This is a genomic window from Micromonospora sp. NPDC051196 (assembly GCF_040682415.1).
Taxonomy (GTDB): Bacteria; Actinomycetota; Actinomycetes; order Mycobacteriales; family Micromonosporaceae; genus Micromonospora.
Genome location: NZ_JBFBAY010000003.1, coordinates 80,819 through 95,688 on the forward strand (window position 1 = coordinate 80,819; position 14,870 = coordinate 95,688).

Sequence of the window (14,870 nt, forward strand, 5' to 3'; positions counted from 1 at the left end):
TACCGTCGGGTAGTGGCTGCGGGGAGCGGCGGCGGCCCGGCCGGACGGGCCGAGGTCAGGCAACATCCGCTGGGTAACCTGTGGCGGCTGCGGCGCTACCTGCGGCCGCACGCCGTGGAGTTCAGCGTTCTGCTGCTGGCGGGCCTCGCCTCGACCGGGGCGGGCATCGCCGTGCCACTGGTGGCCCAGCGGGTGGTCGACGGGCCGGTGGCCGACCGGAACATGGTCGGGCTGTTCCAGTTGGCCGGGCTCGCGCTGGCGCTCGGCCTGGTCGAGGCCCTGCTGATCTTCATACGCCGGTGGGTGCAGTCGTCGTCCTCGGTAGCGATGGAGACCACCATCCGCGACGACATCTACGCCCATCTGCAACGGTTACCGGCCAGCTTCCATGACCGGTGGCCCTCCGGTCAGTTGCTCTCCCGGATCACCAGCGACCTGTCGGTACTGCGTCGCTTCCTCGCCTTCGGACTGCTCTTCCTCATCCTGAACCTGGCCACCTACCTGATCGTGGTGGCGCTGCTGGTCCGGCTGCACCCGGTGCTCGGTCTGCTGGTGGCGGCCAGCGCGGTGCCGCTGTTCCTGATCGCCCGCCGCTTCGGGCGGCACTACCACACCGCGTCCCGTCGCATGCAGGACCAGCAGGGCGACGTCGCCACCCAGGTCGAGGAGACCGCGCAGGGCCTACGCACCATGAAGGCGTACGGGCGGGGGCCGCAACTGGCCGCCCGGTTCGTCGCCAGCAGCCGGGCGTTGCACGACACCGGGGTCGGTAAGGGCAGACTGCTCGGCCGTACCGCCGCCCTGCTCGACCTGGTGCCGAACCTGACCCTCGGCATCGTGCTGGTGGCCGGTGCCGCCGCAGTGGCCAGCGGCCGGCTCACCATCGGCCAACTCGTCGCCTTCGCCAGCCTCCAGCTGATGTTGATCTGGCCGGTGCAGTCGCTGGGTTGGATCATCGCCAACGGTCAGGAGGCGGCCACCGCCGCCGACCGGATCCAGGAGGTGCTGGACACCGCACCGGCCATCGTCGACGCGCCCGACGCCATCGCCCTGCCCAGGCCGGCGGTGAGCGGTCGGCTCCGCTTCGAGGCGGTCACCTTCCGCTATCCGGGCACCGCCACGCCGGTGCTGCGCGGCATCGACCTGACCGTCGAGCCCGGTGAGACGCTAGCCCTGGTCGGCGCCACCGGCAGCGGCAAGAGCACCCTGCTGTCCCTGGTGCCCCGGCTGCACGAGGTCGAGGCGGGCCGGATCACCCTAGACGGGCACGACCTGCGCGACCTGCGGACGGCCTCGCTGCGCCGGCTGGTCGCGGTGGCCTTCGAGGAACCCACGCTGTTCTCCATGTCGGTGTGGGAGAACCTCACCCTGGGGCGGCCCGACGCCGGTGCGGACGAGGTCCGGGCGGCCCTGACGCTGGCACAGGCCGAGTTCGCGTACGACCTGCCGTGGGGGCTGGACACCCGGCTCGGCGAACAGGGCCTGTCGCTGTCCGGCGGGCAGCGGCAGCGCCTGGCGCTGGCCCGCGCGGTGCTGGTACGCCCCTCGGTGCTGGTCCTCGACGATCCGCTGTCCGCGCTCGACGTACACACCGAGGCGCTGGTGGAGTCGGCGCTCAAGCGGGTGCTGCGGGACATGACCGCGCTGCTGGTGGTGCACCGGCCGTCCACCATCGCCCTCGCCGACCGGGTCGCCCTGTTGGAGCACGGTCGGATCACCGCCGTCGGGCGGCACGCCGAACTGCTGGCCGACGTGCCGGCGTACCGTGCGCTGCTCTCCGCCGAGCCAGCCGTACCGCCGACGCCCCGCTCGCCGGTCGGCCCGGCGCCGGGTGGCTCCCCGCTGGTGCGCTCGTGACCGCCGGGAAACCGACCGGGCCGGACCTGGGCCAGGCGGCCGGCCGGGTACCGAGCCAGCGCTCGGGTCGCAGCGACGCCGACCCGGCGCACTGGCGGGGGCTGGCCGCCGATCCGCACGCCGACCGTAGCCTCGCCGAGGACACCGACCCCCAGGCCGTGGCCCGGCTGCGGGTACGCAGTCGGGCGCTGCTGGCCGACGTGCTGCGCCCGCATCGTGCTCGGTTGGGCGGCGCGATCGCGTTGCTGCTGACCCAGAACGCGGCGGCGATGTCCGGGCCGTACCTGGTCATGCTCGGCATCGACCGGGCCATCGACCCGCTGCGCGACGGCGACGCGGGCCCGCTGGTGGCCGTCGCGGTGGCGTTCGCCGCCGCGACCGGGATCGAGTACGCCGCCCGACGTGCCTTCCTCACCCTCTCCGCCCGGATCGGCCAGGCCGTCCTGCTCGATCTCCGTCAGCGGGTGTACGGGCACTTCCTGCGCCTGCCGGTGGCCTTCCACGAGCGATACACCTCGGGCCGGATGATCTCGCGGCTGACCAGCGACGTCGAATCCATCGCCGAGCTTGTCGACGGCGGGGTGGAGAGCCTGGTGATGGCGGCCCTGACGATCGTGTCGGTGGCCGGCATCCTGCTCTGGTTGGATCTGCCGCTGGCGGCGGTCACCCTGCTCGCCTTTCCGCTGCTGTTCTGGTTGTCCCGCTGGTTCGCGCGGGCCTCGGCCACCGCCTATCGGCGCACCCGGGAGGCGATGGCCCTGGTCATCGTCCACTTCGTGGAGTCGATGCGGGGCATCCGGGCCGTGCAGGCGTACCGCCGTGAGGGACGTAACCAGGACATCTTCGCCTCGGTCAACGACGAGTACCGCCGGTCCAGCCGGTACGCGTTCCGCCTGATCGCGACGTACTCGCCGGGGATCAAGCTGATCGGCAACGTCACCGTGGCGGCGGTGCTCTGTTACGGCGGCGCCCGCGTGCTCGGCGGCGAGACCGGTGTGGGTGTGCTCGCGGCCTTCCTGCTCTACCTGCGCCGGTTCTTCGAGCCGATGCAGGAGCTGAGCCAGTTCTACAACTCGCTCCAGTCGGCCACCGCCGCGCTGGAGAAGCTCGCCGGGGTGCTCGACGAGCAGCCCGACGTGGCCGAGCCGGCTCGTCCGGTGCCGCTGCCCCGGGGACCCGCCCGAGGTGCGGTCACCTTCCGTACGGTCTCGTTCGGGTACCGCCCGGAAGCACCCATCCTGACCGGGCTGGACCTGACCATCACCGCGGGGCAGACCGTGGCACTGATCGGGCCGACCGGCGCCGGGAAGTCCACCCTCGCCAAACTGCTCGCCCGGTTCTACGACCCGGTGGCCGGTACGGTCAGCCTGGACGGGGTGGACCTGCGCCAGGTGGCCGACGCGGAGCTGCGCCGAGCGGTGGTGCTGGTGACCCAGGAAACGCACCTGTTCGGCGGCAGCGTGGCCGAGAACATCCGGTTCGGCCGCCCGGACGCCGACGATGCCGCGGTCGAGGCCGCCGCGCGGGCGATCGGCGCGCACGACTTCATCGCGGCGCTACCCGACGGGTACGCCACCGAGGTGCACCGGCGTGGCGGGCGGCTCTCCGCCGGGCAGCGGCAACTTGTCGCCTTCGCCCGCGCGTTCCTGGCCGACCCGGCGGTGCTGATCCTCGACGAGGCCACCTCGTCGCTGGACATCCCGACCGAGCGGCTGGTGCAGCGGGCGCTCGGCACCATCCTGCGGGACCGGACCGCGGTGGTGATCGCGCACCGGCTCTCCACGGTGGAGATCGCCGACCGGGTGTTGGTCCTCGACGACGGCCGGATCGTCGAGGACGGTCCACCGGCCGACCTGATCGCCGACGGTGGCCGGTACGCCGCCCTGCACCGCCAGTGGATCGACTCGCTGCTCTAGGTGAGCTGCCGAACGGCAGCCGGTTCCCCGTCGACGTCTGTTGCGGCGGCGGGCCGCCGGGCGAGGGCGTGCAGCGCGGCCAGCAGCAGAGCGGACAGCAGCGTGAACGTGACAATGGCGTACGACGTGCCCTGCGCTGTCCCGGCGAGCCTCATCCGGGTGGTGGCCTCGGCCAGCGTGCTCGTGGTGACGACCAGAGCCACCGGGCCGAGCGCCAGCGCGGCGAGGACTCCCCCGCCTGCGCCGGCCGGTCCTGTGACGGTCATGGTGAGTCCGGCGCCGAGGGCCAGTCCGATACCGAACGCGACCAGCAGCGACGCGAGCAGGAAGATCTCCTGGCGTTCCGCCCGCGTGGCGGGAGAGAGCATCGGGGTCATCACGGCCGCCACCGCGAGCCCCAGCGCATCCCAGGGCACCTGCCGGGGAGCATGACGGGCCAGCGCCACCCCGGCGCCGCTCGCGGCGAGTCCGACCGCCGGCATCAGCAGCATCTGTGCCGTGGAGTCGACGCTCTGGTAGTAGCCGGCGCAGAGCAGCGACATCGGTCCGGCGGCGGCACCGAGCACCACCCAGCGCGCGCCGGTCACCCCGGCGGCCCGCCAGGCGTAGCCGACCAGCAGCAGGCCGACGAGGGTCGCCGCCCCGGCGGCGACGAACTCGGCCGAGGGCGCCGCGCCCAGGTCCGGCCGGTCGAGGACCGAGGGCTGCGGCAGCGCCTGCTCGCGCAGCATGATCCCGACGATGGTCAGCACAGCAGCGCCGACCACCACTGTGATCGCCCCCGGGCGGGCTTCGCCGGTCGGCGCCCCCGGGCGGCCTACCCGCCGTCGGGCCAGCGCCCCGGCGAGCACGGCCGCCAACAGGGCGAACCAGATCAGGACGTCGTCCGCCGCCGGCCCGGACGGTCCGCCCGGCTCAGGCAGGAGCCGGCCCGGCAGGAGTACGCCTATCGCGGAGAACCCGAGCCCGAAGGCGAGGGCGGCGGCGACCTGCGGTCGACCCGGACCGGGCAGTTGGGCGAGAGCGAGCAGCGCACCGCCCAGCGCCAGGCCGACACCGGCTGCGCCGAGTAGCGCAACCAGCAGTTGCCCGACGTGATCCGGCCGAGGCACCAGAACATTCTGTCCCGCGTCGACGGTCAGCTCGACGAGGAAGGTGAGCAACAGGCCACCGGCGGCTACCCACCAGCCGGACAGTCGGCGTGGCCGGAACACCGTCAGTGGCGCCACCAACGCCACCACCAGCACGGTCAGCACGGCGACGGTGGGCGTCATCGTCGCCACCCGCCCCGACGAGGCCGGGGCGGCGAACCCCGACAGCACCATGATCGGCAACGTCCCGAAACCGAAGAACGAACCGACCGCCGCCGCCGCGACCGCGTCGGCCACGAACCGGCCCCGCCCCACCGTCGAAGTCTCCATGCCAGCCACCCCCGTCGATTGTGGAGATCGTGGCATGCCGGGTCCACCACAGCACTTCGCACGATGTCCGTCGAACTAATGGCATGCCCTGGCGGCGCAGGGCTGCCTACCATCGACGGATGACTGATACGGCGAGGACGGCCCGCACCGGCGTCCCCGAGCGTCCGAGTTTGGACGGGCTCGAGGAGACCTGGTCGCGCCGCTGGCAGGAGGAGGGCACGTACGCGTTCAACCGCTCGAAGGAGCGCTCGGACGTATACGCGATCGACACCCCGCCGCCGACCGTATCGGGCGAGCTGCACATGGGGCACGTCTTCTCGTACACCCACACCGACCTGGTCGCCCGGTTCCAGCGGATGCGCGGGCGGACGGTCTTCTACCCGATCGGCTGGGACGACAACGGCCTGCCCACCGAACGCCGGGTGCAGAACGTCTACGGCGTGCGCTGCGACCCGTCGCTGCCGTACGACCCGGACTGGCGGGCGCCGGACGCCCCGGTGGACGACGCCGCCCGCAAGGACCCGACCCCGATCTCCCGACGCAACTTCATCGAGCTGTGCGAGCGGCTGACCCTCGCCGACGAGCAGATCTTCGAGGCGCTGTGGCGCCGGCTCGGCCTGTCCGTGGACTGGTCGCTGATGTACACCACCATCGGTCCGGTGGCCCGGGCCGCCTCGCAGCGGGCGTTCCTGCGCAACCTGGCCCGGGGTGAGGCGTACCAGGCGGAGGCACCGACGCTGTGGGACGTCGGCTTCGCCACCGCCGTCGCCCAGGCCGAGCTGGAGGATCGGGAGCGGCCCGGCGCGTACCACCGGTTGCGGTTCCACGCCCCCGGCGGACGGGAGGTGCTGATCGACACCACCCGCCCCGAGCTGCTGCCGGCCTGCGTGGCGCTGGTCTGCCACCCCGACGACGAGCGGTACGCCGACCTGGTGGGCACGGTTGTGCGTACCCCCGTCTTCGACGTCGAGGTGCCGGTGCGCGCGCACCCGCTGGCGGACCCGGCCAAGGGCACCGGCATCGCGATGGTCTGCACGTTCGGTGACCTGACCGACGTGACCTGGTGGCGGGAGTTGGACCTGGAGACCCGGGTGGTGATCGGTCGGGACGGCCGACTGCTGCCGGAGCCGCCGGCCGGGGTGCCGGCGCGACCGTACGCGACGTTGGCCGGGCAGAGCGTCAACGGCGCTCGGCGGGCCGTGGTGCAACTGCTGACCGATGTGGGTGACCTGATCGGTGAGCCCCGCCCGATCACCCATCCGGTCAAGTTCTACGAGCGGGGCGACCGGCCGTTGGAGATCGTCTCGACCCGGCAGTGGTACCTGCGCAACGGGGGCCGCGACACCGACCTGCGGGAGGCGCTGCTGGCTCGGGGGCGGGAGCTGCGCTGGGTGCCGGAGCACATGCGGCATCGCTACGAGCACTGGGTGGGTGGCCTGACCGGCGACTGGCTGGTCAGCCGGCAACGCTTCTTCGGCGTGCCGGTGCCGGTGTGGTACAGGCTCGACGACACCTGCGAACCGGACTGGGCGCACCCGCTCACGCCGGACGAGGCCTCGCTGCCGATCGATCCGTCCGAGGAGGCGCCGGCCGGCTACGACGAGTCCCAGCGCGGTGTGCCGGGCGGGTTCGTCGGCGACCCGGACGTGCTGGACACCTGGGCCACCTCGTCGCTGACCCCGCAGATCGCCGGCGGTTGGGAGACCGACCCGGATCTGTTCCGCCGGGTCTTCCCGATGGACCTACGTCCGCAGGGGCAGGAGATCATCCGGACCTGGTTGTTCGCCACGGTCGTCCGGGCCCACCTGGAGCACGGCACGCTGCCGTGGCGGACCGCCGAACTGTCCGGCTGGATCCTCGATCCGGACCGCAAGAAGATGTCCAAGTCCAAGGGCAACGTGGTCACCCCGATGGCGTTGCTGGAGCAGCACGGCTCCGACGCGGTGCGCTACTGGGCGTCCACCGGGCGTCCCGGTGTCGACCTGGCCTTCGACCCGGCCCAGATCAAGATCGGGCGGCGGTTGGCCACGAAGCTGCTCAACGCGTCGAGGTTCGCGCTCGGGCCGGGTGCCGCCGACGCGCTGCGCGCCCCGGTGACCGAGCCGCTCGACCGGGCCATGCTCGCCGCGCTGTCCGAGGTGGTGGCGACCGCGACGACGGCATTCGAGGCGTACGACCACACGGCGGCGTTGCAGGCCACCGAGTCGTTCTTCTGGCGGTTCTGCGACGACTACATCGAGTTGGTGAAGGAACGCGCCTACAGCATCGGCGTCGGGGCGGACTCGGCCCGCGCCGCGTTGGCCACCGCGCTGTCGGTGCAGTTGCGGCTGTTCGCCCCGGTGCTGCCGTACGCGACCGAGGAGGTGTGGTCCTGGTGGCGGTACGGCTCGGTGCACCGGGCGCCGTGGCCCACCACGTACGAGATCGGCCGGACGGTCCAGGGCGAGGGTGATCCGGCGTTGCTGCGGCTGGCCTCCGACGCGCTGGGGCAGGTCCGCCGGGCCAAGTCCGAGCGGAAGCTGTCGATGAAGGCGGAGGTGCCGCTGGCCGAGGCGCTCGGCCCGGCCGCCCTGCTCGGCCAGCTCACCCTGATCATCGACGACCTGCGGGCGGCCGGGCACATCGACAAACTCGACCTTCTTGCCGACCGCACCCCCGAACTCGTCATCGCCTGCGCCTTCTAGGTGCTGCGGTGCGGAAGGGCCCGCTTTGGCAAGGGGGCCCTTCCGCACACCTCAGCTGGTTTCGCCGGCGACGGAGAAGACGCGAAGGCGGTTGATGGACAGCAGCGTGAAACCGATGCTCACCAGTACGATCATCACCGCCGCGACCGGTACGGAGACCGTCGTGCTGAGCAGGTCTGTCGGGGCGAGACGGTCAGCCAACGCGATCACGTAGTGCTGGATGGACAGCACCCGGGTGCCGGTGACCACGTTGCCGAGCAGCCCTTCCCAGATCAGCACGTAGACCAGGCCGAGCAGTACCGGCCGCCGGGTGAGCAGGCTGGCCGCCACGAACAGCGCCGAGTACGCCAACGCACCGACCGAGGCGGCGACGGCCAACGCCAGCCCGAGGCGTACGGAGTCGGCCAGCAGGCCCGCGGCGAACAGCGGCACCGCCACGGTGGCCGCGGTGACCGCGACCGCCACGGCCAGCTTCGGCAGCACGATCTGCCAGCGTGGCAACGGCGTGGTGAGTACGTGCACCACCGTGCCGTCGTCGATCTCGGCACCGAGCACACCGGTGCCGACGATCAACGCGACCACCGGCAGTACCACGGCCAGCCCGAGGCCGACCAGCACCGGCGGTCCCCACGAACTGGGTGCCACTCCCAGCCCTCGGGAGAGCACGGCCAGCACCACCAACAGCACGGGCAGGGGCAGTAGCAACAGGAACCGGCGACGCCCGAACAGCCCACGCGCGGTGATCCAGGAAACAGTGGACATCAGGCCTCCACCAGGTAGGAGAAGACGCTCTCCAGGGATTCGTCCTCGGGCAGCAGTTGCCGCACCCGTACGCCCCGAGCCAGGGCGACCTTCGGCAGCACCCGGGTGAAGGCGCCGTAGTCACCGGCCCGTACGGTCAGCCCCTCGCGGCCCAACTCGACCCCGGTCACCGAAGGCTCGGCCATCAGCGCGACGGCCAGCGCCCGATCGTCGGTGGAACGGATGGCGAACACGTGCGGCCGGTTGGTCATCAGCCGGCGGATGGTCCGGAAGTCGCCGGAGGCGGCGAGCCGACCGGCGACCATCACCTGTACGGTGCCGGAGACCTGCTCGACCTCCTCCAGGATGTGCGAGCTGAACAGGATGGTGCGCCCGGCGTCGCCGAGCGAGTGCAGCAACTCCATCATGTGCAGGCGCTGGCGCGGGTCCATGCCGTTGAACGGCTCGTCCAGCAGCAGCACCTGCGGGTCGTGCACCAGCGACGCCGCCACCCGGGCCCGCTGCCGCATGCCCTTGGAGTAGGTGCCGATCCGCCGGTCCTGCGCGCCCTCCAACTCGACCATGGCGATCGCCCGACGGGCCGCCGCCTGCGGGTCGGGCAGCTTGTGCAGCTTCGCGGTGGCCAGCACGTACTCGTGCGCGGTGAGGAAGCTGTGTACCGCCTCCCGTTCGCTGACCAGCCCCAAGCGGCGGTAGACGGCCGGGTTACGCCAGGTGGGCCGACCGTCGAGGGTGACCTGCCCGCGCGAGGGGGCGAGGAAGCCGGCCATCATGTGCAGCAGCGTGGTCTTGCCGGCGCCGTTGGGGCCGAGGAGCCCGGTGACGCCCGGTCCGAGGCTCATGCTCACGTCGTTGACCGCCACCACGTTGCCGTACCAGCGGGAGACCCCGGCGAGGTCGAGGGTGCTGGTGGTGATCGTCGGGGCGGAATTACTGGTCGTGGTCATCGGGCGGCCACCTTCCGGTAGCGGGCCAGCAGCAGGGCGACACCGGCGGCGATCAGTGCGACGGCGACCAGCGCGTACACCGGGCCGAAGGCACCGAGGTCGAGACCGCCGCCGTCCGGTTCGGTGATCAACTGGTCGCGCATCGTCCAGACGCCGACGCCCTGCACCAGGGTGGACGGCGAGGCGACACCGGCCAGCTGGTTGGCGGCCTGCGAGGGCAGAATCGACAGGACGCCGACGATCGGCGTGGTCATCAGGAAGACGGCGACGATGCCGCCGGCGGCGAAGGCCCGCTTGCCGGTCAGCGAGGCGATCAGCAGACCGACCGAGGCGAAGACCACTGCCCACAACCCGGCGTAGAGCAGGCCGGGCAGCAGGTCCAGCAACTCGTCCCAGACCGCACGCATGTTGTCGGCGGTGAACGCGGCACCGAGGAACATCACCAACTGCGGCGCGCCGAGCAGCATCCAGAGCGCGGTGACCAGCGCGAGCAGCTTGGCCAGCGGATAGTCGGCGGTGGGCAACGGCCGGGAGAAGTACAGCGGAAGCACGCCGCTACGTAGGTCCCGGGAGACCAGTTCGGGCGCGGCCACCGCGACGAAGAAGATGACCAGCCAGCTCATCGAGTCGGCGAACTGGGCGTACGTCATGAGTGATTCGCCGAACTGGCTGCTGATCGCGGTCACCGCGCCGGCCACCATCAGCACGATGCCGACCACCAGCCAGGGGAAGATCTTGGCCTTGGCGCTGCGGCCCAGCCCGAAGGCGGTTCGCACGCCGTGCAGGTACAGCGCGCCGAAGACGTGCCGGCGGCCCAGGCGCAGGCCGGTGTAGCGCTGGTAGCCGATGTCGTGGATGACACCCGTCGGTTCAGACATGACTGCCCTCCCTGCGGGCGAAGAGTTCGGCCACCCGGTGCCGACGCTGGTCCAGCCGGTGCAGCGGCAGGTCCAGGTCGGCGACCGCGCCGATGATGAGGTCGTACGTCTGCTGGTCGGCGAGCGGGACGAGCAGCAGCCGCCCCTCCCGGCTCACCGGCAGGTCGAGCGCGGCCAGCCGGGCGGCCAGCGTCTCGGTGCCCTCGCTGACCTCGACGGCGAGCACGTCGGTGGTCGAGGTCATCGCGGCGATGTGATCGGCGCGCAGCAGCCGCCCACCGTCGATGGCGACCAGGGTGTCGCAGATCCGCTCGACCTCGCCGAGCAGGTGGGAGCAGACCAGTACGGAGATGCCGAACTCGGTGCCGATCCGGTGCACCAGGGCCAGCATGGCGTCCCGGCCGGCCGGGTCGAGGCCGTTGGTGGGTTCGTCGAGCAGCAGCAGGTCGGGATCGTGCACCAGGGCCTGGGCGAGTTTGACCCGCTGCTTCATGCCGGTGGAGTAGCCGCCCACCGGACGATGGCGTTCCTCGTGCAGCCCCACGTGCCGCAACGCCTCGGAGGCCCGTTCCCGGGCGGCGGTACGCGGCAGGCCGCTGATCTGCCCGAGATGGGTGACCAGTTCGGCGGCGGACAGGTCGGGTGGCAGGCAGTCGTGCTCCGGCATGTAGCCGACCCGGGCGCGTACGGCTGCGGGGTCGGCGGTCGGGTCCAGGCCCAGCACCCTGACCCGGCCACGGGTCGGGGTGAGCAGGCCGAGCAGGAGCTTGATCAGGGTCGATTTGCCGGCGCCGTTGGCCCCGACCAGGCCGACGATTCCCGGCTCGACCGTGACCGTCAGCTCGGACAGCGCGGTGACCCCACCGCCGTAGACCTTGGTCAACGACTCGGTTTCGATCAGTGTCACGTCGACAGCCTAGAGACGGACGCCGACGCGGTCTGTCCGGCACGCGCCCCGGTTTTCCCTGATCCTGCTTCCGGCGGCCCCCTAGGGAACGGCGGTGGCCGCCGACGACCTGCGGATCCATAGATCGGGGCGGACGTACCCCCCGCCGACGAAGATCGAACGTCTGGTACACACTGGAGCCCACCATCCGTTCTCTCGACAGCACGATGAGTAGTGGGAAGCCATGACGACTGGCGAGCTCAAGGTAAGTGTGGTGGTCCCGACGTACAACTCGGGGGAGCACCTCCATCAGCTGATCGACTCGCTGCTGCGCCAGTCGATGCCGGCGGCGGACTTCGAGATGATCTTCGTCGACGACGGCTCGACCGATGACACACCTGCTCGTTTGACGGAGTTGACCGCCGCCCATCCGAATGTCGAGGTGCTGCACTGCGAGCACTCCGGCTGGCCGTCGCGCCCGCGCAATCTGGGTCTGGCCCGGGCCCGCGGCGAGTACGTCCAGTTCGTCGACGACGACGACTGGCTCGCCGACGAGGCCCTGGAGCGGTTGTACGGCTACGCGGTGGCCAACGGTGCCGACATCGCCATCGGCAAGATGACCGGGCACCGCCGGTCGGTGCCCCGCGAACTGTTCCGGGTCAACCGCCCCGACGCCAGGCTGGACAACTCGCCGCTGATCGGGAGCCTCACCTGCCACAAGATGTTCCGCCGCGGGTTCCTGCTGGAGCACGACCTGCGCTTTCCCGAGGAGCACCGCAAGCGGCTGGAGGACCATCACCTGGTCATCCGCGCCTACCTGCTCTCCCGCCGCACCAGTGTGCTGTCCGACTACACCTGCTACCACCATGCTCGGCGACCGGACGGCGGCAACCTCACCGGCACCCGGATGGAGCCGGCGGGGTACTACAGCAGCCTGCGTGAGGTGCTGGACATCGTCGACGCGCACACCGAGCCGGGGCCGTTGCGCGACAAGCTGCACCGACGGTGGCTACGCACCGAGATGATCCGCCGGCTGCGCGGTGCCCGACTCCGCAAGGCTCCCCGGGACTGGGTCGACCAGGTCGCCGCGGAGGTGCAGAAGACCATTCAGGAGCGGTTCGCACCGGCGGTGGCGGGCAAGCTGCCGGCCGTCGAGCGCACCGTCGCCGGCCTCACCGTGCAGGGCCGGGTCGAGGACCTGCTCCGGTTGGCCGAGTGGGACGCGGGCGTCCGCGCCCGCACCCGCCTGAAGGCGTACGAGCTGACCGGACTGACCCTGACGCTCCTGCTCAACAGCCAGTTCCGCAGGGACGACGAAGCTGTCTCGTTCGCCCACACCGACGGCCGGGATCGGCTGGTGGTGCCGATCGACGACGTGCCCGACGAATGGCTCGACTGCACCGACGACCTGAGTGGGGCCCGCCTCGACGTCATCGCGCAGCACGCCACCGAGCACGAGGAGTTCTTCCTTCCGGTGCACTACGAGGTGGATCGGATCGTCGGTGCCGGCGAGGTCCAGGTGCGCTACCGGGGCGCGGTCACGGTCGACTTCGGCACCCTCAACGGCGGTCGTACCCAGGGCGAGTGGATCCTCAAGGCCCGGGTCGCCGGCTACGGGTGGACCCTCGACACCAAGCTGCCGCTGGAGATCACCTGCGCTGCGGACGGTGCCCGGCCGGTGGTGGTCGACAAGCGGAAGAAGGCCCCCGCCAAGCCGCCGGAGCCTCGACCCGGTCTGCCGCGGCGATTTGCGGGTTCCGTTCGGCGGCGGCTGGGCCTGGCCCGGCAGTAGGCGCTACGGCTCTCGTAGCATCGGCCGAGACCGGCTCAGGCGGGCATCCGGCCAGCAGCAGTGGCCCCGATCGGGCCGGTGGCAGTGGTGCTCTCGACCGATTGGCGGCCGGCTGCGAAACTGTGTGCCGGTCGCCGGAGTTGGGGGTCTGATGAGCAACGGGTGGGTGCTGCCCGACGAGGTGCTGCGCGATGCACCGGCGTACACGCCGCGTCCCGGCGAGCTCGCGGATCTGGAGTTGCTGCTGACCGGTGCGTACGCACCGTTGACCGGCTTCCTGACCCGGGCCGACCTGGTCTCGGTCAGCCGCCGGGGCCGACTCGTCGACGGCACGCCGTGGCCGGTCGCGGTGACCCTCCAGGTGCCCGCCGCCCTGCTGCGCGAGTTCGACCTGGCCGACGCGAACCGACGCACCCTGGTGCTCACCGACGGCGAGGGCGCGCCGGTGGCGGCCCTGGAGGTCGCCGACACCTGGCAGGTACGCGACGGCGTGGCCGGGGTGGGCGGCAGCGTACGCCGGCTCGGCGACGGCGGGCACGGGCCGTTCCAGCGGTTACGGCGCACACCCGAGGAGATCCGCGCGCTGCTGCCACCGGGACGGGTCCTCGGCGTCGTCGCCGACCGGCCGTTGCACCGGCCGCAACTGGCCCAGATCGCGCACGCCGTGCGTACGCTCAGCGCGCACCTGCTGGTCATGATTCCGGTCGGCGAGGACGGCACCGGCGGGCTGCCGCCGGAGGCGCTGGTGCGCAGCGTCTTCGCCGCCCGTGACCGGATGCCGCCGGCGACCGTGGTCGCGGTGCCGCTGGCCCGTCGCCGCGACGAGATCGGCGACGCCCTGCTGCGGGCCCGGGTCTCCGCCGCGTACGGCGTCACCCATCTGCTCTCCACCAGCGAGATGCTCTCCGGGGGCGGGCTGCGCGTGCTGGTGCCGCGCGAGCTGGCCTACGACAACCGGGACGGCCAGTGGCGCTGGCGTGAGGACATCCCGCCGCGCAACCGGCGTCTCGCGCTCACCCACGACGAGATCGAGGATCTGCTGGATCGGGGCTTCCCGCTGCCGGAGTGGCACACTCCCCCGGCGGTGGCGAAGGAGCTGAGCCGGGCCCGGCCACCCCGGCGGCATCGGGGCCTGGTGGTGTTCCTCACCGGGCTGTCCGGTTCGGGCAAGTCGACCATCGCCCGTGGTCTCGCCGACGCACTGCGGGAGCAGGGCGAACGGACCATCACCCTGCTCGACGGTGACGTGGTGCGCCGCGAACTGACCGCAGGGCTGGGCTTCAGCAAGGCCGACCGGGACACCAACGTACGGCGGATCGGCTGGGTCGCCGCCGAGATCGCCCGCCACCGGGGCATCGGCATCTGCTGCCCGATCGCGCCGTACGCCCAGGCTCGGGCGACCGCCCGGGAGATGGCGGTGACGGCGGGCGCCGGGTTCGTGCTGGTGCACGTCGCCACGCCGCTGGAGGTCTGCGAGCGCCGCGACCGCAAGGGGCTCTACGCGCGGGCGCGGGCCGGCCTGCTGACCGGGATGACCGGCATCGACGATCCCTACGAGGAACCCACCGACGCCGATCTGGTGATCGACACCAGTGACCTCGACGTGGACGAGGCGGTCCAGCACGTCCTGCATCACCTGACCGAGACCGGCTGGATCGAGCCGCGCCTCCAGTCGTTCTGATGAGGGAGCCCGGCGTCCGGCGGCGCCTGCTGATCAGTCGCGGGTC

The 14,870-nt window shown here is 71.7% G+C and carries 10 protein-coding genes; 5 read left to right on the forward strand and 5 right to left on the reverse strand.

What is annotated here, in order from left to right; genetic code table 11:
* Window positions 1-12 precede the first annotated feature (12 nt).
* Together AB0M35_RS08710 and AB0M35_RS08715 are read left to right on the forward strand one after the other, a co-directional pair.
* Window positions 13-1,857 (forward strand): ABC transporter ATP-binding protein, encoded by a 1,845-nt coding sequence (locus AB0M35_RS08710; protein WP_363743208.1) that lies wholly within the window; start codon window positions 13-15, stop codon window positions 1,855-1,857.
* Window positions 1,854-3,773 (forward strand): ABC transporter ATP-binding protein, encoded by a 1,920-nt coding sequence (locus AB0M35_RS08715; protein WP_363743210.1) that lies wholly within the window; start codon window positions 1,854-1,856, stop codon window positions 3,771-3,773. Before AB0M35_RS08710 ends, AB0M35_RS08715 begins: the two co-directional genes overlap by 4 nt.
* Here the strand turns inward: AB0M35_RS08715 and AB0M35_RS08720 are convergent.
* Complete coding sequence (locus tag AB0M35_RS08720; protein WP_363743212.1) at window positions 3,770-5,194, reverse strand: hypothetical protein; 1,425 nt, start codon at window positions 5,192-5,194, stop codon at window positions 3,770-3,772. The two genes, AB0M35_RS08715 and AB0M35_RS08720, sit on opposite strands and share 4 nt — an antisense overlap.
* A 119-nt stretch (window positions 5,195-5,313) precedes the next feature.
* Here AB0M35_RS08720 and valS point away from each other — a divergent pair, with 119 nt between their 5' ends.
* On the forward strand, window positions 5,314-7,878 hold the full coding sequence (valS, locus tag AB0M35_RS08725; protein WP_363743214.1) for a valine--tRNA ligase: 2,565 nt from the start codon (window positions 5,314-5,316) through the stop codon (window positions 7,876-7,878).
* A gap of 51 nt (window positions 7,879-7,929) precedes the next feature.
* On the opposite strand, the gene AB0M35_RS08730 is transcribed toward valS, so the two are convergent.
* From AB0M35_RS08730 to AB0M35_RS08745, 4 genes are read right to left on the reverse strand one after another with little or no spacing between them, the layout of a single operon-like run.
* Window positions 7,930-8,640, reverse strand: coding sequence for an ABC transporter permease subunit (locus AB0M35_RS08730; RefSeq protein WP_363743216.1), 711 nt, complete (start codon window positions 8,638-8,640; stop codon window positions 7,930-7,932).
* Window positions 8,640-9,587 (reverse strand): ABC transporter ATP-binding protein, encoded by a 948-nt coding sequence (locus tag AB0M35_RS08735; protein ID WP_363743217.1) that lies wholly within the window; start codon window positions 9,585-9,587, stop codon window positions 8,640-8,642. Before AB0M35_RS08735 ends, AB0M35_RS08730 begins: the two co-directional genes overlap by 1 nt.
* Window positions 9,584-10,465, reverse strand: coding sequence for an ABC transporter permease (locus AB0M35_RS08740; RefSeq protein WP_363743219.1), 882 nt, complete (start codon window positions 10,463-10,465; stop codon window positions 9,584-9,586). The genes AB0M35_RS08735 and AB0M35_RS08740 overlap by 4 nt, the downstream gene beginning before the upstream one ends.
* Complete coding sequence (locus AB0M35_RS08745) at window positions 10,458-11,372, reverse strand: ABC transporter ATP-binding protein (protein ID WP_363743222.1); 915 nt, start codon at window positions 11,370-11,372, stop codon at window positions 10,458-10,460. The genes AB0M35_RS08740 and AB0M35_RS08745 overlap by 8 nt, the downstream gene beginning before the upstream one ends.
* Before the next feature lie 223 nt (window positions 11,373-11,595).
* Between AB0M35_RS08745 and AB0M35_RS08750 the strand changes: the two genes are divergently transcribed.
* On the forward strand, window positions 11,596-13,143 hold the full coding sequence (locus tag AB0M35_RS08750; RefSeq protein ID WP_363743224.1) for a glycosyltransferase family 2 protein: 1,548 nt from the start codon (window positions 11,596-11,598) through the stop codon (window positions 13,141-13,143).
* 151 nt (window positions 13,144-13,294) lie between these two features.
* A complete protein-coding gene (gene cysC / locus AB0M35_RS08755) occupies window positions 13,295-14,824 on the forward strand; it encodes an adenylyl-sulfate kinase (RefSeq protein WP_363743226.1) in 1,530 nt (509 codons plus the stop codon).
* The last annotated feature ends 46 nt before the right edge of the window (window positions 14,825-14,870 follow it).